This is a genomic window from Planctomycetota bacterium (assembly GCA_039182125.1).
In the GTDB taxonomy this organism is placed as follows: domain Bacteria; phylum Planctomycetota; class Phycisphaerae; order Tepidisphaerales; family Tepidisphaeraceae; genus JBCDCH01.
The window spans coordinates 15,504-34,588 of sequence record JBCDCH010000041.1 but is presented as its reverse complement, the minus strand read 5'-3'; the positions used below and the strand labels follow the sequence as shown (position 1 = coordinate 34,588).

Here is a 19,085-nt window from a genome sequence, read left to right as displayed (position 1 = left end):
GCGGTTTGGCACCTCGATGTCGGCTCGTCACATCCTGGGGCTGAAGGCGGTCCCAAGGGTTGGGCTGTTCGCCCATTAAAGTGGCACGCGAGCTGGGTTCAGACCGGCGTGAGCCAGGTCGGTCCCTATCTGCTGTGGGCGCAGGAACCTTGACGGCGATCCTTCTTTAGTACGAGAGGATTGAGAAGGACGGACCCCTGGTGTACCAGTTGTCGCGCTAGCGGCACGGCTGGATAGCTAAGTCCGGAAAGGATAAACGTTGAAAGCATCTAAATGTGAAGCCCACGTCAAGATCATGGTTCCACGTCTTTACGACGAGAGACCCCCGGTAGACCACCGGGTTAATAGGCCCGAAGTGTAAGTGCCGAAATGCATTTAGCTCACGGGTACTAACGGTCGATCGCTTGATTGCATTTATCGACTGCCGTCGGCTAACCGTCATCCACCCCAACCCGGATGACAACCACCGACGCGATACTCACAATCAGCATTCTCGCTCGCAATCCATGTACGGCTCACGCCGGGGAACATACCTCTTCACGAATTTCAGCCGGTCCGACGTTGATTCGTCGGATCGGCTTTGCCGGTGGCCATATGAGTGGGGCCACACCCGTTCCCATCCCGAACACGGTCGTTAAGCCCACTCAGCCGATGATACTGCCTCAGCGGGAAAGTAGGTTACTGCCGGCTTTTGATCAGCCCCGAGAAGCTAACGCTTCTCGGGGCTGTCTCTTTTGCCCGCCGCTTCTGCGAGATAGGTCAGACCGATCCGGACAAGAGCTTGATCTCCACCCGGGTCACCCTGAACTGTCTTAGAAGAATCTCTTGGTAGCCAGGCGACTGCGTCGCGACGGCGCGGATCGAGATGACGCCGGTTCCGGCTGCGGCGATAGCCGCCGAGCTGCTTGAGTGAATGCGTCTTGGCAGCGCTCTGATCGCGACCGAAAGATCTCTTCGTGTCGGCGACCGATTGCGTTATGAAACCGAAGTGATCATCCTTCGACTACGCTCAGGATGACTCTGGTGAAGCGTACGCTTCCCTCGGGATCGGTATGAGTCGCGCCAGGATACTTAGGTGGGTGTGCTGAATGTGGTCTGGAGCTGTCTCGTCAGCCGAAAACTGTGGGCTTTACATTACTTTCGTAGGAAGCCGAAGATGAAGCCGATGAAGCCGACGATCGCGTTGGGCAAGGCGCGAAGTGCCCAGCTCTTGGCGGCACCGACCTCGTCCTTAGCCGCTTCGACGGTGTTGCCGAGGTGGTCCTTGAGGCCCGCGACGTCGTCGCCGCTAAGCACGCCGAAGTAGGTCAGGGCGATGAGCGCGATCACTGCGAATGCCGTCAGGGCTGCCGCGGTCTTGATGAATGTGCGGAACATGATCCCCACGACCACGCCGACCGCGAAGCTGATGCCCGCCCCGATGAGCCACGGGCCGATCCGGTCGAGGAATGATCGGCCGGCGTCGGCGATTTGTGTTTTGGCCTCGTCGATCTGCTCACCGCTGATGAGGCCCCGTGCGTTTTCGGGCAGGGCGGCTTGGGCGTGCTGTTGGGCGTCGGTGGTGGTGACGTTGTTGGGCGACTCGGTGATATTGCCGTCGGCGGCCATGAGCCCGAAGCCGGCCACCGCGACCACGATGCCGAGGAAGATCAGGCCGATCTTCTTGCCGGTCACCATACGATACCAGCCGGCCCGTTTCGATTCGTGTTTGTCGTCCTTCTCGTCGGCCATGCCCATAGTCTAACGCCGCCCGGCGGCGCAGGGCCAGCGGATGGCGCTTAGAGAATCCGGCTTTGTTTAGACCGGCGACGAGTCGATTCGAGTGTGCTCCTCGATCGCCTCGGCGAGTTCGGATTTGTCCATCTTGCTGCGGCCGTCGATGTCTTCGTCCTTGGCGATGTCGTAGAGCTCGTCCTTGGTCAGGCGTTCGAGCTGGTCGGCCGAGAGGTCCGATGCATCGCCGTGGCTGACGAACTTCCGTGCAGCCTTCGCCGCGACGGTGTTTTCGACGAACTGCTTCGCCCCCTCGGCCCCTTCGTTTTCCTTCTTCCGCTCGGTCTTTTCCTTTTCTTCCTCGCTGAGCAGGTCCCACGCTTTCTCGGGCAGGTAGCGCTTCTTGCCGCCGTCGGGCAGGTCGGCGTCGGCTTCGCCGTCGATGGTTTGCCAGTTCTCGTCGGTCCACTTCTTGAGCGACTCCTGGTCCTCGGTCAGCTCGTCGTCGTCCTTGTACCCGCCGCCTTGTTTTTAGTACTCTTGGACGAGCAGCTGGGACTTGCGTGCGGACCATTCGCCCCGCTCGCCGCCCTTGTCGGAGGCCTTGATTTCCTTCTTCAGCTTCGCGCGGAGCTTGGGCTTGGTGTACTTGTCTTCGTAATCGCTGGCGTCTTTGCCCATGCCATAGGTGGTGCAAGCGGCGCGCCAACGCTCATTCTTTCACGGCTAATGCGACGGTGTGGGTTTTTCCCTGCTTGAGCTTGTCGTAGTTGCCGAAGCGTGCGGTCATGTGGCGTTGGATGAACCGCCGCAGGCCGGTCACGGTGACGACGCAGAGCCGACCGCCGGGGCGGAGGCGGGCGTGGGCGTCGTGGAGCAGGACGGTGAGCAACTCGCCGCCGGTCTTGGCGGGGAGGTTGGAGACGACGTTGTCGAAGCGCTGGTCGTTGGGCAGGCCGTCGAAGCCGTTGCCGAGTTGGGCGGTAACGTTGGCGATGCCGTTGAGCTGCGCGTTGCGATTGGCGTAGTCGACGGCGAGGAAGTCGCGATCGACCATGACCGTCTTGCCGTCCGGGGCATCCGCGGCGAGGGTCAGTCCGATCGGCCCGTATCCGCAGCCCAGGTCGAAGTTGTCGTGTGCCGGCTCGACATCGAAGTGGTCGAGCATGATCCGTGTGCCGTCGTCGATCTTCTTCGGGGAGAAGAGACCGTAGTGGGAGCGGAAGGTCAGGTCGTGACCGTGGAGGTTCGTGTCGATCGTGAGGTCTTGGCGGAGGGCGTCGATATCCACGGCACGATCACTAAAGAGACCACGCCGCTGCGTGTCAAAATCACCGTGCGGTGAGGTACTCGACGCAAAAGAGTTCGTTCTGGTCCACCCAGGTGTGTTGGACGTCCCAACCGGCGTCGTCGGCGACTTCGGCGAAGCCGGGGCGGGTGTACTTGTAGCTGTTCTCGGTGTGGATGGATTCGCCTCGACGGAAGTGGAACGGGCGGTTGCCGATGGTGACGGTCTGGTGTGCGAGCGAGACCAGATGCATTTCGATGCGGCCCTTGCCGGGGTTGTAGGGGGCATAGTGCCGCCAGAGCTCGGGGTCGAAGTCGGCGTCGAGTTCGCGGTTGAGGCGACGTAGGAGGTTGAGGTTGAACTCCGCGGTGACGCCGGCCGCATCGTTGTAGGCGGCGTGGAGGGTCAGCGGATCCTTGCGCAGGTCAAAGCCGATGAGCAGGCCACCACCGCCGCCGACGGTGCTGGCGATGTTGGCCAGGAAGCGCGTGGCCTTGGGCGGGGTGAAGTTGCCAATGGTGCCGCCGGGAAAGAACGCGACGACGTTGTCCGCGTCATCGACGGTGTCAGGCAGCGTGACCGGCTGCGTGTAGTCCGCCCGCACCGGCTCGATCCGCAGCTCGGGGAACTTCGGCCGCAAATGCCCCGCGCAGGTGTCGAGCATCCATGTGCTGATGTCCAGCGGCACATACCCCGCGCAGTCCCGCATCGCCCCGAGAACCGTTTCGGTCTTCACGCCGCTGCCGGCTCCGTACTCGACGAGCACCGCGTCCGGGCCGACCTCGTCGGCGATTGACCGCGCGTTGTCGCGGAGGATCTTTTGCTCGGTTCGCGTCTGGTAGTACTCGGGCTGGTCGCAGATGCGCTCGAACAGTTCACTGCCGGCGTCGTCGTAGAGCAGCTTGCACGGCAGGTGCGGCCGATCCGAGCAAAGAGAATCACATACTTCGTCGAGGAGGGTCTTCGGGGCGGTTGTGGGCATCGTGTAATGGGCGACGGGGTACTGCGTTCGTCGGAAGGACCTTAGCGGCTGCCTCGGTCGGATTGGTTGTGATTGCGTGAAATGTCAGAGACTCTTGGCCAGACGTGCTCCGCTGAACTGCCAACGGGCGTCGGCGGGGAAGAAGTTGCGGTAGGTCGGTCGTATGTGGCTGCGGGGCGTCGCACAGGAGCCGCCGCGGAGCACGAACTGGTTGGCCATGAACTTGCCGTTGTACTCACCGATCGCGCCGGGCAGGCTGCGATAGCCGGGGTAGGCGGTGTACTGCGATTGGGTCCATTCCCACACGCCGCCGAGGGCGGATTTGAGGTTTGAGATTGGAGATTTGAGATCGGGTGCGCGTCCGGGGTGGAAACGCTTGTCATCGGCGAAGACGCCGTCCATCTCACCGGCCTGGTTGCAGGCGACTTCCCACTCGAACTCGGTCGGCAGGCGGTAGTCCATCCAACGCGCGATCGCGTCAGCTTCGTAGTAGGAGAGGTGGCAGGCGATCTCGGCGGGGTCGACCGGGACGAAGCCGTGGAGCGTGAAGTGGTGCCAAACGCCGTCGACCTTGTCCCAGTAGAGCGGCTGCTTCCAGTCCTTGGGGTCGGCGTTGATCTGCGCCCAAGCGGCCGAGAGCCAGAGGTTCGCGGTGTCGTAGCCGCCGTCCTCGATGAAGGCGATCACGTCGGCGTTGAGCAACGGCCGGTCGGCCAGCGCGAACGGCTCGAGAAACACCCGATGCCGAGGCGTTTCGTTGTCGTAGCAGAACCGACAGTCTTCCTCGGCGTGATGCCCGATCGGGTACACGCCTTCCTCGAACGGCACGAACGAGAACGGTGCGGGCTTGCCGAGCGGTGGGTCGGCGAGCTCGCGGTAGACCGGGTAGAGCGGGTTCGCACTGAGCACGTGCTTGAGGTCGGTGACCATCAGCTCCTGGTGCTGTTGCTCATGGTGTAGCCCGAGTTCGACGAGTGCGGCCGTCTCGTCGGTGAGTCCCGCGTCGATGAGTCGATGCATGTGCTCGTCGACGTACCGGCGGTACTCGAAGACCTCGTCCACGGTGGGGCGGGAGATGTTCCCGCGCGCGATGCGACAGTGTCGATCGCCGACCGAGACGTAGTAGCTGTTGAACAGATAGTTGTAGAGCGGATGTTTCTCGCGATAGCCGGGGAGGTGGGGCGAGAGGAGGAAGGTCTCGAAGAACCAGCTGGTGTGGGCCAGGTGCCACTTGGTGGGCGAGACGTCCTGCATCGTCTGAACGACGAAATCCTCCGGGCAGAGGGGTTCGCAGAAGTCGGTGGTCGCTTTGCGAACGGTGGTGTATCGGGTTTTGAAGTCGGTATCGGGCGGGGTGCCGCCGTCGACCGGGCGGGCGTCAGTGGGGGTCTCGGTCATCAGGGTCATGTTGAGGATGTTACCGTACACCGACCGTGTGTGCAGCGCTTAGACTCAAAGCGATGGCCAAGGACACCACAGCCACGGATGCCGACCTGCCCGCGAACTTCGAAGACGCGCTCGCCGAAGCGGAGGAAATTCTCAACGCGATCGAGCAGGGCGACGTGACGCTCGAAGAGTCGTTGGCCAAATTCGAGCGTGGCAATCGGCTGCTCGCCCACTGCCAGTCGGTGTTGGACAAGGCGGAGAAGCGGATCGAGACGCTGACCAAAGGCCCCGACGGCAAGCTCGTCGCGGGGGATGTGGAGTAACCGGCACACCGCCGGAAGGCGGATTGGTTGATCGCCCGGGCACGGGGGTCGTGGAGATTGTGAAGTTCGTCACGAGCGAAGTTGCGATGTCTGGGGCGGTGGCTAGTATCGCCGCCTACGCGATGGACGACTTTTGCCTTGCCCTAGCTTCCGCCCCGTCGACCGCAGTCTGGCGTGACGGAACTGCTCTGTACGCCCCGGTCGTCGCACCGTCGGTGATTCTGATTTGTTGTGCGGTCGCGGGCTTGTTCACCGCATTCCTGCTGCCCAAGCGTGCCCCGAAAGGGAGTATCCGCACCAAGGTCGCCGGGCTGTCGGTGCTTGTCGCGTTCGTGGTGCTGCTCGGAAACGTGTTGAACTACACGGCATCGCTCGAAGGCACCGGCGTGTGGGGTTTCTTCGGCATGGGGCCGTACTTCTGGATCTTCGCGATCCTGGCACTCGCCTCGTCGGTGCGTGTGATCACGCACCCGAAGCCGGTCTACTCCGCTCTTTGGTTCGTGATGACGATCTTCGCGTCGGCGGGGCTGTTCATCCTGCTGACTGCAGAGTTTCTGGCGGCCGCGTTGGTCACGATTTATGCAGGGGCGATCCTCGTGACTTACACGTTCGTGATCATGCTCGCGGCCGACGCCGGCGTGGATCGCGGGACGGACCGCGAAGGGGCCGTGCGAGAGTTTCTCGCCGACCACGACGCCAACGCCCGCATGCCGCTGATCGCCTCGGCGACGGGGTTCACGATTGCCGGCCTGATTCTTTTTCTCGTATTCGCCAAGGCCCCGCAGACCGTCGAACGGAACGGGCCGTTGGCTTTGAATCCTTATGCCCCGGTCGTTGACGGCGGCGAGTCGCTCGCGGCGGTCGGCTCGGTCGATGTGCAGGCCGCCCCGATCGTGCGTGGCCAGACGCAGGAACTGGGCGTGTATTTGTTCAGTAACCAGGTCGTCGCCCTACAGGTCGCGGGGCTGATCCTGACCGTGGCGATGATCGGTGCGATCGTGATCGCGCGGAAAAAGGTCATCCTCCCCGAGCACGACCGCTACACGCCCGGCGATGGGCTCACCCGCGACGTGGTCAGCACGCCGCACACGCCGATCGAGGACAATCCGAACTCCCTGCCGATCCGTGGCACCAGCAATCCGCGCCAGAAGGCGTACCCGCAGACGTGAACTTAGGGGCTAGGCGCTAGGAGTTAGGCGCTAGGGCCGTAGTAACGAGCAACGCCGACTTCCGAATGAGACCTAGCGCCTAGCGCCTAACCCCTAGCGCCTTCTCCCATGGACACTTTCACCCAACTCGGTCTCATGCACTATCTCGCCGTGGGCGGGATCATGTTCGCATTGGGGATGATCGGCTTTATGTGTCGGCGGAACCTTATCACGATGTTCCTCTGCACCGAGCTGATGTTCCAGGGCGTGGCCATCAACCTGATCGCGTTCGCCGCATATCACGGCAATCTCGCGGGGCAGGCGTTCGTGATCTTCATTCTCGTGATCGCCGCGGCCGAGGCGTCGTTGGCGCTGGGCATCGTGGTGTTGTTGTTCAAGCAGAAACCGACCGTCGACGCCGAGGCGTGGCGGGAACTTCGCGGGTAAGTCCACTCTCCTTCGCAAGCTCTCATGGAATCACTCGCGAACATCTCTTGGCTGATCCCGATATTGCCGTTGCTCGGTGCGATCGTGGCCGGCTTCTTCGGTAAGAAACTGCTCAAGGGCCAGTCGCACTGGCCGATCTGGCTCAGCGTGGGTGGGTCGGCGGTGACCTCGCTGCTGATCCTCTTCGCCATGATCGGCGCGACCGGCGAGGCCGGGATGCAGGGCGACGGCCACGCCGCCGCAGGCCTGCCGGCCGAGTACGTCGCCGCCGAAGCCGGCAAAGAGACGAAGGTCGAGAAGGCCAACCCCGTCGCGTTCCAGGAGATCTGGTACACATGGTTCACCGCTGGCGACGAGGCCGACAAGGGCGGTTCGGTCGCCGGGACGGGTGAGGTCGGCTTCTTCGAAATCTCCGCCGGGGCGCTCTTCGACCCGCTCTCGGCGATCATGCTCAGCGTCGTCTGCGGGATCGGCTTCCTGATCACGGTCTTCGCCGCTGGTTACATGAAGGGCGAGGCCGGCTACTACCGATTCTTCGCGTACCTCGGCCTGTTCATCTGCTCGATGACCCTGCTGGTCATGGGCAACAACCTCATCCTGCTCTACCTCGGCTGGGAGGGCGTGGGGCTCTGTTCGTACCTGCTGATCGGTTACTACTTCGACAAGCCGGCGGCACGCGAGGCGGCGAAGAAGGCGTTCCTCGTCAACCGCGTCGGCGACTTCGGGTTCGCGATCGGCATCATGCTGATCTTCTACTGCTTCGGGACGGTGCAGTACTTCCCGACGTACGCCGAGGACGGCTCGCTGTTGACCGCCGGTTTCATCGACATGTTCGTCAACCCCGCGGCCCACGTCGCGGCCGACAAGCTCTGGCTGGTCGACCTGATCCCGTTCTGCCTGATGGTCGGTGCGTTCGGCAAGTCGGCCCAGTTCCCGCTGTACGTCTGGCTGCCCGACGCGATGGAAGGCCCGACGCCGGTGTCGGCCCTGATCCACGCGGCGACGATGGTCACGGCCGGCATCTACATGATCGCCCGCCTCGGCCCCGTCTTCAGCGGAAGCCCGGCCGCCCTATACACCATCACCGCCGTCGGGGCATTCACCTGCCTCTTCGCCGCAACGATCGCGCTTCGGCAGTTCGATCTGAAGAAGGTCTTCGCGTATTCGACCGTCTCGCAGCTTGGTTACATGTTCGTCGGCGTCGGCGTGCTGGCCCCGGTGGCCGGCGTGTTCCACTTGGCGACCCACGCTTTCTTCAAGGCGCTGTTGTTCCTTGGCTCCGGCGTGGTCATGCACGCGATGCTCGGCCACCTCGACATGCGGAAGATGTCGGGCCTCAAGCACCAACTGCCCAAGACCCGCATTCTCATCCTGATTGGTTGTCTCGCTCTGGCCGGCTTTCCGCTGACGGCGGGGTACTTCTCCAAGGACGAGATCATTCACTATGCGAGCTACGCCGGGGACGGGTGGCCCAAGACCGTTCTCTGGCTCGTGCTCTCGCTGACGGCGTTTATGACCGCGTACTACACGTTTCGCCTGTACTTCCGCGTCTTCGAAGGGCCGGAACAGGTGTCGAGCGAACCGCACCCGGATCACCACGGCGACGACCACGGCCACGACGATCATGGGCACGGGCACGATGATCACGCTCATCACAACCATGAGCCGTGGATCATGATCGCACCGCTGGTGCTCCTCGCGGTCGGTGCTTTGTTTGCCGGCTTCGTGAATCTGCCGGGCGTCCACACGTTGGGCAACTTCCTCGGTCACAGCCCGTCGTTCCTGGCCGGTTACGAGAAAGCGGCGGTGGCATTCCCCGGGGTCGACCCGCACGGCTTCGGTCAGCACGGGGAGTACAAGTTCAAGCTGTTGCCGTTCCTCATCGCCGGTGCGATCTCCGTTGCCGGCATCGGGCTCGCGTGGTTCCTGCACCTCAACGAGCGTGGTGCTGCCGACAATCTTGCCGGCAAGCTCCGCGGCTTCACGGTGGTCCTCGACGGCAAGTACTGGGTCGATCAGGTTTACCAGGGCGTCATCGTCGAGCCGTTGCGGGTGTTGGGCAAAGTGCTGGGTGGCGTGGACAAGTACGTCGTCGGTGGCTTGGTCTGGCTCATCGCGTTCTTGCCGCAGATACCGGCGTACCTCATGAAGGTCACGACGCAGCAGGGTTATCTGCAGCGTTACGCCTACGCCATGCTCGTCGGTGTGGCCGTCATTCTTCTCGCCGTGTTCGTTTTCTAAAGCAATCACATGGACACGATGCTGCTGTTACTGATTCTGATTCCGCTCGTGGGCGCGGCGGCGGGTGCGCTGATGCCCGGAGGGCTGAGCCGATACTGGGCGTTAGGAACCTCGCTAACCGTGGCCCTTGTGGCGGCGTTGTTGGGCGTGAACTTCGATTGGCAGGCGGCCGCGCCGACCGTGTTCGACTCCCTCCAGTTCGAGTCGCAGTTCTTCAACCTCGACCGGTTCAACTTTGGCATCACCCTCGGCGTCGACTCGATCGCGATGTGGCTGGTGCTGTTGACGGCGTTACTCATGCCGCTGGCGGTGCTCGCGAGCTACGCGCCGATCAAGACCAAGGAGTCCAGCTACTACGCGTGGATGCTTCTGCTATTGGCGGCGATGATGGGCGTGTTCGTCGCTCGTGACGTGCTGCTGTTCTACATCTTCTTCGAACTCACGCTGATCCCGATGTTCTTCCTCATCGGCGTCTGGGGCGGGGCAAACCGGCGCGAGGCGGCGGTGAAGTTTTTCCTGTTCACGTTCGTCGGCTCGGTCTTCACGCTCGCGGCGATCCTGTTCCTTGCCGCCGAGGCCCGTACGTTCGAGATGACACAGGTCATCTACACCGCCCAGCAGCTTTCGCCCGACGCACAGTTCTGGGTGATGCTCGGCTTGCTCGCGGGCTTTGCGGTGAAGATTCCGCTGTTCCCGGTTCACACATGGCTGCCGCTGGCCCACACCGAAGCGCCGACGGCGGGTTCGGTCTTGCTCGCGGGCGTGCTGCTCAAGCTCGGCACCTACGGGATGCTTCGGCTCGCCGTGCCTGCCGGGCTGGTTTCCGCCGACGGGGTGCCGGCTTTTGCGACCGGGTTGATCCAGTTTCTCGGCGTGCTCTGCCTGATCGGCATCATCTACGGCGCGCTCGTCGCATGGGTGCAGCAGGACATCAAGAAGCTCGTCGCCTACTCGTCGGTGAGCCACCTCGGTTTCTGCGTGCTCGGTTTGCTGGCGTTCAACGCGATCGGCATTCAGGGCAGCGTGTTCTACATGCTCAACCACGGCATCAGCACCGGCGCGATGTTCCTCGTGATCGGCATGATCTACGACCGTTACCACACCCGCGACATCGACGCGCTCTCCGGCCTCGGGGCGGTCATGCCGAAGCTCGCGTTTTTCTTCGTGCTCTTCGTCATGGCGTCGATCGGGTTGCCGGGAACCAACGGGTTTATCTCGGAGTTCCTCTCGATCCTCGGCGCGTTCGTCAGCGACCAGCTCGGCATCTGGTTTGGCATCATCGCCGCGATCGGCGTGATCCTCGGTGCGGTGTACATGTTGCACATGACCGCGAAAATCATCTTCGGCCCGCTCAAGCGACCGCACCGCGACGAAGAGTTGCCCGAAGACCTGAATCTCCGGGAGTTTGCCATCCTCGCCCCATTGGCGGTCATCGTGATCGTCTTCGGCGTGTTGCCCAAGCCGCTGCTCGACAGCATCCGCGACGAGGCGTTGCTCGCGATCAATCCGATCGAGTTGCCCGGCGGCGAGCCAAGTCTGCCGGAACCCGGCCGGCTTGACAGCCCCTCACCGGAACCGGCGGTTCCCGAAACCTCGACGACGAAAGTCGTGCGGGTTGACGAGGTGCACGCACTTCCCCTTGCCTCCGGGTTTCATGCGGAGGGACTGCGATGAATCTGTTCGAACTTCTTGCCGTTGAAACGATTCTGGTCGCCGGTGCCTTGGTGCTGTTCGTGCTCGGCTTTGCCAAGTCGGCCGGGTCACGGCTGGCCGCGCCGGTGATCGCGACGGCGACGGTGCTCATCGCGCTGGTGGTCGCGGCGCTCCAATGGCCCGACGAGGCCGCGGATACCGCTTTCAGCGTCGACGGCGCGATCCGGATCGGTGCGTTCGCGTACTTCGTCCGTGTGATCGTGCTCGCGATCGGGGCGTTGCTTGTGCTACTCGCTTGGCCCAACCGCAAGGATGGCACGGGCGGTAGCGCGGTCGATTGGGGCCGTGACGCGGGTGAGTTTTTCGCCCTGGTGCTGCTGGCGTTGGCCGGGGCGACACTCGTCGCGGGGGCCAACGATTTGATCCTGTTGTTCATGGGCATCGAGCTCGCGAGCATCCCGACATACATCCTCGTGAGCATGTCCCGCCCGACGGCCCAGGCTCAGGAAGCAGGCGTCAAGTACTTCTTCCTCGGCGCGATGAGCGCGGCCGTCATGCTGATGGGCTTTTCGTTCCTTTACGGGATCACCGGCACGACCGACATGTACGAGATCGGCCAGCGGTTCAGCGATGGCGTGTCCGGCCCGATCCCGCTGGGGCCGTGGGGCCTGTTCGCGGCGGTGATGCTCGTCGGTGGTTTGGCGTTCAAGATGGCTGCCGCGCCGCTGCACTTTTACGCGGCCGATGTCTACGAAGGTGCCGGCACGCCGGTGACCGCGCTGCTGAGCTTCGTTCCCAAGACCGTCGGCGTCATCGCCATGGTCAAAATCTTCTTCACGATCGGCGGCAACGGCTTTGACATCTGGCCGCAGATTTCACTGCTCCTGGCGATCCTCGCTGCGATCACGATGACCGTCGGCAACGTGCTCGGCCTGGTGCAGTTCACAGGGGCCAACGTCAAGCGCGTGCTCGCTTACTCGTCGATCGCGCACTCGGGTTACTTGCTTGTCGGTCTCGCGGCACTGACCGGCAGTCCGATGAATGCCGATGTGCAGGGCCAGGCGCTGGCGGCGGTGCTGTTCTACCTCGTCGCGTACGGGCTGATGAACGTCGGCTCGTTCGGCGTCATGTTGTTGTTGCCGCACAAACCGTTGCCGGGAGAAACGACTCAGCCTGCGACCAGCGCGGAGACGTTCGACGACTTGGCCGGTATGGGCAAGAAGCACCCGCTGCTCGGGCTCGCGATGGCGGTGTCGATGTTCTCGCTGATCGGGTTGCCGTTGACGATCGGTTTCTGGGGCAAGCTCGGCCTGCTGCTGCCCGCGTGGAACGTCGAACTCGGTTGGCTGGTGATCTTCACGGTCGTGAACGCCGCCATCTCCGCCGGCTACTACCTGAAAATTCTCAGCGTCATGTACTTGCGTGACGAAGTGGGCGATGCCGAGGAAGTGCGTCGCCCGCTGCCGATCGCCGTCGCGATTGCGACGTCGTGCTTCCTGGTGATCCTTTTCGGTACGCTGCCGCAGGCGCTGAACCGACTCGACACCGAAGCCCAGCGCGCCACCACGATCGACCGTGCTCCCGCCACCATCGCGGTCGCCGAGTGACGACACGGATGGCCTGACAAGAACGCCCGCTGGATAGTGCGTGAGCACCGGCCAGCGGGCGTTCTCGTTCTGCGTTTGGGTCGCAAGACTAAGCGTCGATCCAGCCGTCCTTGCGGTTGCCGAACTCGGGCTTGTGTTTGTCACCCTTGGTTTCCTTACCGCCGACCCAGCGCAGGCCGTTGGCGATGACGTGGAGGATTTCCTTGTTGTGGTACGAGGGGTAGGTCTCGTGACCGGGGCGGAAGTAGAAGATGCTGCCGGCCCCGCGGCGGTAGGTGATGCCGCTGCGGAAGCATTCACCGCCGCTGAACGTGCTGACGAGGATCGTTTCGTCCGGCTCGGGGATGTCGAAGAACTCGCCGTACATTTCTTCCTTGTCGATGACGATCTTGTCGGCGACGCCGTCGAGTATCGGGTGGCCCGGACGGGTGACCCAGAGGATCTCACGGTCGTTGCTCTCGCGCCACTTCAGGTCACAGGTGGTGCCCATGAGTTTCTTGAAAGGCTTGGAAAAGTGTCCCGAGTGCAGGAACACGATGCCCATGCCGTCGTGGACGCGCTTCACGACTTTGTCGACGATGGCGTCATCGACATCGTCGTGGGCCATGTGTCCCCACCAGGTCATCACGTCGGTGTTCTCGAGCACGTCGTCGTTCAGGCCGTGCTCGGGGTCGTCGAGCAGGGCGGTGCGGACTCTGAAGTCGCCCTCGGTGCGGAGGTATCCGGCGATGGCTTCGTGCATGCCGTCGGGATAGACCTCGCGGACTTTCTCGTTGGTTTTCTCATGGCGATGTTCGTGCCAGACGGTGACGCGCAGGGACATGGTTGCTCCGGTTGGGGGATTGGAAAATCGGGACGCGATGGTACGCCGCATGGCGTCGAAGTAACCCGGGAAGGTCTTGTTGACGCAACCGGGATCTTCGATGACGACCCCGTCGATCTTCGTCGCGGCCAGCGCGAAGCTCATGGCCATGCGGTGGTCGTCGTAGGTCGCGATCGATGCCGGTTGAACGCGTGGCGGGGGGACGATGTGCAACGAATCGGTGGTCGTCTTGACCTTCGCACCGAGCTTGGTGAGTTCGGCCTCGAGGGCGGCGATGCGGTCGGTTTCCTTCACGGTGAGTGTGTGCAAGCCGGTGAGGGTTGACGGCTCCTCGGCGAACAGCGCGACGACGGCGAAGGTCTGGGCCGTGTCGGGGATGTCGGCGAAGTCCGCCTCGATGCCGCGGAGCGTGTCGGTGCCGGTGACGGTGATCGAGTCGGCCGTGACATCGACATCGGCCCCGGCTCGTTTGAGCAACTGCGCGAAGCCGACGTCGCCCTGCAGGCTCGTGCTGCCAAGGCCCGGCACGGTGATCTTGCTACCTTCATGTAGCGCGGCCAGGGCGAGAAAGTACGTCGCCGCCGATGCGTCCGGCTCGACCGTAAACGTCCGGCCCTTGTATCGCCCCTGCGGGACGGCGATCAGGATCGGCTTGCCCGTCTTCGGGTCGTACTCGACTTCGGGCGTCACGCCGAACTCGTCCATGAGTCGCATCGTCAGCGTTACGTACGGCCAACTGGTCTGCTCGCCGACGAGTCGGATGTGAACTTCCTCGTCGGCGTAGGGCGCGGCCATCAGTGCGGCGGAGAGGTATTGGCTGGACGTCTCGGCCCCGTAGCTGGCGTTGCGACCGCCGGGCATGCCGGTGCCGTTGATCGTGAGCGGGGGGTAGCCGTCGGCCGCCTCGACCGTCGCGCCCAGGTTGCCGAGCATCGTCACGAGCGGCCCGATGGGGCGTTGGCGCATGCGCTCGACGCCGTCGAGGGTGTAGCTGCCACGGCCGAGGGCGCAGAGGGCGGTGAGGAAGCGGATGGTCGTGCCGGAGTTGCCGCAGAAAAGTTCGGCGGCCTCTGCGGGGATGTGTCCTCCTTCGCCGTTGACACGGATGGTGCGCGCGTCGGGGTCCGAGCCGAGGTCGAAACCGAGTGCGACGAGGTTGTCGATCATGTGCCGGGTGTCGTCGGCGAACAGCGCATCGCCGAGGTCCGATACGCCCCGCGCGAGGGCAGCCAGGACGAGCGCGCGGTTCGTGATCGACTTGCTCCCCGGAACGTCTGCAACGGCGTCGATCGGCGTTTTCAGTACCGGGAGGGTGTCTCGCTCAGGGTCGGCTGACATGACCGATGATAGTGGGAAACCCTTACCCGGTCGGTCGTTCCGATAACCGTGGCACGGGCTGCGCTGTTTTTCCAGCTTGACACTCAAGCAGGGGTATTGGTTTTTCGATGCTGGACTAGACGGAACGCAACGGACCGAGTGGTTCGGCCGACCGTGGGGCGAGACGATTTCGTCCCGACACAGGAGTACGTCGGCGGTCCACCGACGGGAGAACAAGCCAAACGCCGAAGCGACGGGGTGTCGCTCGTCACAGTGCGGTCACGACCGTGGCCGAAGGACTATCAGCATGTACCGCGATATCAAAGCAAAACGTCAGCAGGGCTTCACGCTCATCGAGATCCTCATCGTCGTGATCATTCTCGGCATCCTCGCCGCGATCGTGATCCCGCAGTTCAGCAGTGCCAGCGAAGACGCCAAGAGTTCCTCGTTGGCGAGCCAGCTGCAAGCCCTGCGGTCGCAAGTCGCGCTCTACCGACTCGAGCACAACGACAAGTACCCGACGGCCGATGGTAGTTTGAACACCGCCTGGAACTGGGACAAGCTCACGGGCAAGACCGACAAGGACGGCGACATCGACGCCAACGGCCAGTACGGGCCCTACCTGCAGAGCGCGGCGGTCAACCCGTTCAACCAGCTCGACGTGGTCGGTATCGACGAGGCCTTGGATAACACCTTCGGCTTCATCATGGACAAGAACGGCAAGCTCTTCGCCGTCGGTAAGCCTGCCGGCGACGGGTCTGCCCAGTGGTTCAACGAGGTCACGGGCGAGAGCAGTGCTGCCGCCCCGGCCGGCTACGCCGCCCCGTAATCCGCCTTGGTTTTCCTCCTCCGACCGACGTGCCGCTTGACCGCGGCCCGTCGGTTTTGGATATCTCAAAGATGAAACCCGCCACCCGACAACCCCGCACCCGCACCCGCACCCGCACCCGCACCCGCGCTCGCAACCGGGCCGGCTTCACGCTCGTCGAAGCGCTCATCGCCTCGACCATCCTCACGCTCAGCGTGGTCGCCCTCTCGGAAACGCTCATCGCGACCTACACCGCCGAGAGCGCCATCCGACGCCAAGAGCAAGCGACGAGCCTCGCGATGGACCTGACGAACCAGATCATCGCCAAGCCGATCTCGTCCGACGAGATGCCTGACGAGTTGCCCCCGAGCAACGCGGTCACGATGCGTAACGACGGGACGGGCACCGCGCTGCCCGCCGGCGACGCCAACGTCGTCGACGCCCGGCTGTTCCAACGGCCGGCGATCCTCGCCGAGATGCCGACCATCGACGCGGTCAGCGGGCTCAGCGACACCGTCGCCGCGCCCGTGTCCAGCGATCACCCTGCGGCCGGCAACTACACCCGCACCGTCACCGTCACCCGCCACCGCACGCCCGACGGCCCCGTCGATGACACCGGCAGCCTGCGGAAGGTCACCGTCGCCGTCACCGATCCCACCGGGCGTGAGCATGTCGTGTCTCGGGTCATCCTGCCGTCCGCGTCGCGCTAGCGATTTGCGTCGGAGAGCGAGGAATTCGAGGGTTTGATCAGAGGAAATGCCATGAACACAACGCAGGATCAACCGACCCGTGCGAAACGCAGCGCCCGCCACCGCGGGCTCACGCTGGTCGAGCTTTCGATCGGCATGATCGTGACGTCGGTCGTCGGACTTGCCGCGATGACGTTCGCGTCGGCCGTCACCAGCGCCTGGGATTCGACCAAGCAGTGGAACACCAACGCCCTGACCGCCAAGGTCGCATCCAAGCAGGTCGAGTCCGTCTTCACCGACTCCCTGTTCGTCGCGCAGGTGAACATGGGCAGCCTCAGCGAGTCGAAGAACGCTTACGCGATTCAGTGGGGCTCCGACACGATGAACGAGCTGTTCTCCGACACGCAGGACGGTTACGTGCAGTTCGGCGAGTTGGAACTGGTCGAGTTCGACACCGAAACGAACTCGCTCGTCCACTACACGATGAAGCCTCGGGACGAAGTGCAGTGGTGGGAGCGCGGGTTCGCGCAGATCCCGATGACACGCGAGTCCATGCGTGACGATGAGAACCTAGCCCAGTCGATCCGCGATGCGTCGTTCTTCGAAAAGCGCACCTTGCTGGCCGATGTCGAAGCGGTTCGGTTCGACTACCAGGGTGCCGACATCAACACGAAAACGCCGCAGCTCGCCTACGCGGTGCGGTTCGATGGCAACACCGGCGTACGCGGCATCGTCAACCTCGAGTCGGCCATCGGTGAGGAGAAGCTCAAGGAACTCGAACACGACGCCATTTGGTCCGGTTCGGGCAGCGATCTGTTACCCGCCGGGGGTGGTGGAGGCGGCGGTGATGACGATGACGGCGGCGGGTTCGGGGGCTTTGGCGGATTTGGCGGCTTCTAGCCACTCTCGGAAGGACACAACCATGGCGGTTCATCCCAACAACCCTGACCCCCGCCGGCGCGGCAGCGCGCTGTTGATGGTGCTGATCCTCGTCGCCGTGACGGCCGTGATGTGCTGGGCCATGCTCAGCGAGACGAGCATCCGCGCCGACGCGTCGGCGGCCGCTTCCGCAGCGGCGTTGGCCTCGGAACACAACGCTGACGGCATGGAACTGGCCATGCACTACCTGGCCAACCCCGACGAATCCAACGAGGGCACCGTCAACGGCATCAACGGCCCGTACTGGCCCGGCGGCGTCTACTCGATCGACGGCACCGACGTCGCGATCACCGTCACGCCGGAGCCGGGCGATGTCTTCCTGATCAACGCCTCCACGACGACCAACGGCATCACCCGCAGCGACCAGCAGCGGGTCCAAAGGGAAACCGTCTTTCAGCCGACTCACGCGTTGCAGGTGCGTGGCAACGCGAGGTTGCCCCACGACTGGACCATCACCGGCGGCATCAAGGCCGTCGACAATCTGACCTTCACCGGCACCGGCCCGACGTACGCCGATCCGGTCGTGGCCACGAACCACACCGCCTACCCCGACGGCTCCGCACCCGGTCCCAACGCCGAGGATGAAACCTCGCCCCAGGCGCACGACGTTTCGCTGCTCAACACCAACGACTACGTCTACGACGGGCAGACCTATTCGATCGAGTACCACCACGACGATGTCCGGGACACCACGCTGGGAACGAGCGCGTCCAACCCGCTCGGCGTACACCGCATCGGCAACAACAAAACGCTCGACAACGTCACCGTCAACGGCACGATCATCGGGCACGATCACATCTACATCGAAGGTGACGTCACGATCAACCCGGCCGACAACATGCCGGCGTTGCTCACACGTAAGGAACTCCGGTTCGAGAAGGATGCGCGGTTCGGCGTGCTGGGTATGGTCTACGTTGCCGAGCACCTTCACGGTGAAGACAGCGCGGCCGTGAAGATTCAGGGCACGTTGCTCATCGCCGCGCCGCGCCCGGACGGTCTCGACGATCACTGGGCGGGCGAGTTGGAAGTGATCTACGACGCCGACGCCGCTTCGGTGCGCGATTTCTCGGACGTTGTGACCGCCCAAACCACCTTCAAGGTGCTCGACTAGCCGTCGCAAATCGGCTTCAGTGGCACCCAGGATCGGACGATGCTCGGTGTGAACGCCGACATGTCCATGCGACCCGTACATCCTGATCCGCGCCGACGAGGCTTCACGCTGGTGGAGATTCTCATCGTGTTGGTGATCCTCGGCATCCTTGCCGCGGTGCTGGTGCCGACGCTGTCCAACCGGGCCAATCTGCGGATCTCCGCGGCACAGCGCGTGCTCATCGCCAAGATCCAGCACGCCCAGACACATGCGATCAGCACCAACCGCTGGACGGTCGTGATGGTCGATGAGGATGCCGTGACGATCTACGACCGCGACAGCGAGACCGGGCCGCTCTTGCCGTTGCCGCACCCGACCAACCCCGGCGACTTCGTGACCCGGTTCGGCCCGACGGGCGCGCCGGCGATGCACGAAGTGTCGATCGTGGCCGCCAACTTCGGCGCTCGGCCCGGGCTTTCGTTCGACGAGATGGGCGTGCCGCACTCGGTCTTTGCCGACGGCAGCAACGCCACGCCCCTGATCTTCTCCGGCAACATCATCGTCTCGAGCGACGGCATCACCGGCAGCGTCGAGGTCGAGCCCATCACCGGCGAGGTCACCACCCCCTGAG

17 protein-coding genes, 2 rRNA genes and 1 pseudogene are annotated in these 19,085 nt (G+C 63.5%); 14 read left to right on the top strand and 6 right to left on the bottom strand.

What is annotated here, in order from left to right; translation table 11 throughout:
* Positions 1-412: ribosomal RNA gene (locus AAGD32_11725) — 23S ribosomal RNA — on the top strand; the annotation flags it as partial.
* Positions 413-582: 170 nt separating this feature from the next.
* Positions 583-690 (top strand): 5S ribosomal RNA (gene rrf, locus AAGD32_11720).
* A gap of 444 nt (positions 691-1,134) precedes the next feature.
* Here rrf and AAGD32_11715 read toward each other — a convergent pair.
* Positions 1,135-1,731: an FUN14 domain-containing protein gene (locus AAGD32_11715; GenBank protein MEM8874909.1), complete on the bottom strand. Its 597-nt coding sequence runs from the start codon at positions 1,729-1,731 to the stop codon at positions 1,135-1,137.
* A gap of 93 nt (positions 1,732-1,824) precedes the next feature.
* On the opposite strand from AAGD32_11715, the gene AAGD32_11710 reads away from it, so the two are divergent.
* Positions 1,825-2,472: a hypothetical protein gene (locus AAGD32_11710; GenBank protein ID MEM8874908.1), complete on the top strand. Its 648-nt coding sequence runs from the start codon at positions 1,825-1,827 to the stop codon at positions 2,470-2,472.
* Here the strand turns inward: AAGD32_11710 and AAGD32_11705 are convergent.
* The 3 genes from AAGD32_11705 to egtB form a co-directional block, all read right to left on the bottom strand.
* Entirely contained in the window at positions 2,426-3,004 is a 579-nt protein-coding gene (locus AAGD32_11705) for a methyltransferase (protein ID MEM8874907.1), read from the bottom strand. The genes AAGD32_11710 and AAGD32_11705 overlap by 47 nt on opposite strands.
* 40 nt (positions 3,005-3,044) lie before the next feature.
* Positions 3,045-3,983, bottom strand: a complete 939-nt coding sequence (gene egtD, locus AAGD32_11700) for an L-histidine N(alpha)-methyltransferase (GenBank protein ID MEM8874906.1) — start codon at positions 3,981-3,983, stop codon at positions 3,045-3,047.
* An 84-nt stretch (positions 3,984-4,067) separates the two neighbouring features.
* On the bottom strand, positions 4,068-5,390 hold the full coding sequence (gene egtB, locus AAGD32_11695; protein ID MEM8874905.1) for an ergothioneine biosynthesis protein EgtB: 1,323 nt from the start codon (positions 5,388-5,390) through the stop codon (positions 4,068-4,070).
* A 53-nt stretch (positions 5,391-5,443) separates the two neighbouring features.
* On the opposite strand from egtB, the gene xseB reads away from it, so the two are divergent.
* From xseB to AAGD32_11665, 6 genes are all read left to right on the top strand, one after another.
* Positions 5,444-5,692, top strand: coding sequence for an exodeoxyribonuclease VII small subunit (xseB, locus tag AAGD32_11690; GenBank protein ID MEM8874904.1), 249 nt, complete (start codon positions 5,444-5,446; stop codon positions 5,690-5,692).
* Positions 5,693-5,790: 98 nt separating this feature from the next.
* The gene (locus AAGD32_11685; protein ID MEM8874903.1) at positions 5,791-6,861 is read left to right on the top strand and encodes an NADH-quinone oxidoreductase subunit J; all 1,071 of its coding nucleotides are present in this window, start codon (positions 5,791-5,793) and stop codon (positions 6,859-6,861) included.
* A 108-nt stretch (positions 6,862-6,969) separates the two neighbouring features.
* On the top strand, positions 6,970-7,287 hold the full coding sequence (nuoK, locus tag AAGD32_11680; GenBank protein MEM8874902.1) for an NADH-quinone oxidoreductase subunit NuoK: 318 nt from the start codon (positions 6,970-6,972) through the stop codon (positions 7,285-7,287).
* A gap of 24 nt (positions 7,288-7,311) precedes the next feature.
* Positions 7,312-9,528 (top strand): NADH-quinone oxidoreductase subunit L, encoded by a 2,217-nt coding sequence (gene nuoL, locus AAGD32_11675; protein MEM8874901.1) that lies wholly within the window; start codon positions 7,312-7,314, stop codon positions 9,526-9,528.
* A gap of 9 nt (positions 9,529-9,537) precedes the next feature.
* Positions 9,538-11,202, top strand: coding sequence for an NADH-quinone oxidoreductase subunit M (locus AAGD32_11670; protein ID MEM8874900.1), 1,665 nt, complete (start codon positions 9,538-9,540; stop codon positions 11,200-11,202).
* Entirely contained in the window at positions 11,199-12,788 is a 1,590-nt protein-coding gene (locus AAGD32_11665; GenBank protein MEM8874899.1) for an NADH-quinone oxidoreductase subunit N, read from the top strand. Before AAGD32_11670 ends, AAGD32_11665 begins: the two co-directional genes overlap by 4 nt.
* Before the next feature lie 88 nt (positions 12,789-12,876).
* On the opposite strand, the gene AAGD32_11660 is transcribed toward AAGD32_11665, so the two are convergent.
* Positions 12,877-13,611 carry a ThuA domain-containing protein gene (locus AAGD32_11660; GenBank protein ID MEM8874898.1) on the bottom strand — a complete coding sequence of 245 codons (735 nt, stop codon included), beginning with the start codon at positions 13,609-13,611 and terminating at the stop codon, positions 12,877-12,879.
* A gap of 48 nt (positions 13,612-13,659) precedes the next feature.
* Positions 13,660-14,949: pseudogene (aroA, locus tag AAGD32_11655) on the bottom strand (3-phosphoshikimate 1-carboxyvinyltransferase).
* Positions 14,950-15,235: 286 nt separating this feature from the next.
* Here aroA and AAGD32_11650 point away from each other — a divergent pair.
* The 5 genes from AAGD32_11650 (at position 15,236) to AAGD32_11630 (ending at position 19,084) form a co-directional block, all read left to right on the top strand.
* Positions 15,236-15,757 carry a prepilin-type N-terminal cleavage/methylation domain-containing protein gene (locus AAGD32_11650; protein ID MEM8874897.1) on the top strand — a complete coding sequence of 174 codons (522 nt, stop codon included), beginning with the start codon at positions 15,236-15,238 and terminating at the stop codon, positions 15,755-15,757.
* A 71-nt stretch (positions 15,758-15,828) separates the two neighbouring features.
* On the top strand, positions 15,829-16,446 hold the full coding sequence (locus tag AAGD32_11645; protein MEM8874896.1) for a prepilin-type N-terminal cleavage/methylation domain-containing protein: 618 nt from the start codon (positions 15,829-15,831) through the stop codon (positions 16,444-16,446).
* A gap of 51 nt (positions 16,447-16,497) precedes the next feature.
* Positions 16,498-17,325 (top strand): prepilin-type N-terminal cleavage/methylation domain-containing protein, encoded by an 828-nt coding sequence (locus tag AAGD32_11640; GenBank protein ID MEM8874895.1) that lies wholly within the window; start codon positions 16,498-16,500, stop codon positions 17,323-17,325.
* A 22-nt stretch (positions 17,326-17,347) separates the two neighbouring features.
* The gene (locus AAGD32_11635) at positions 17,348-18,475 is read left to right on the top strand and encodes a hypothetical protein (protein ID MEM8874894.1); all 1,128 of its coding nucleotides are present in this window, start codon (positions 17,348-17,350) and stop codon (positions 18,473-18,475) included.
* A 60-nt stretch (positions 18,476-18,535) separates the two neighbouring features.
* Positions 18,536-19,084, top strand: a complete 549-nt coding sequence (locus AAGD32_11630) for a type II secretion system protein (GenBank protein ID MEM8874893.1) — start codon at positions 18,536-18,538, stop codon at positions 19,082-19,084.
* The last annotated feature ends 1 nt before the right edge of the window (position 19,085 follow it).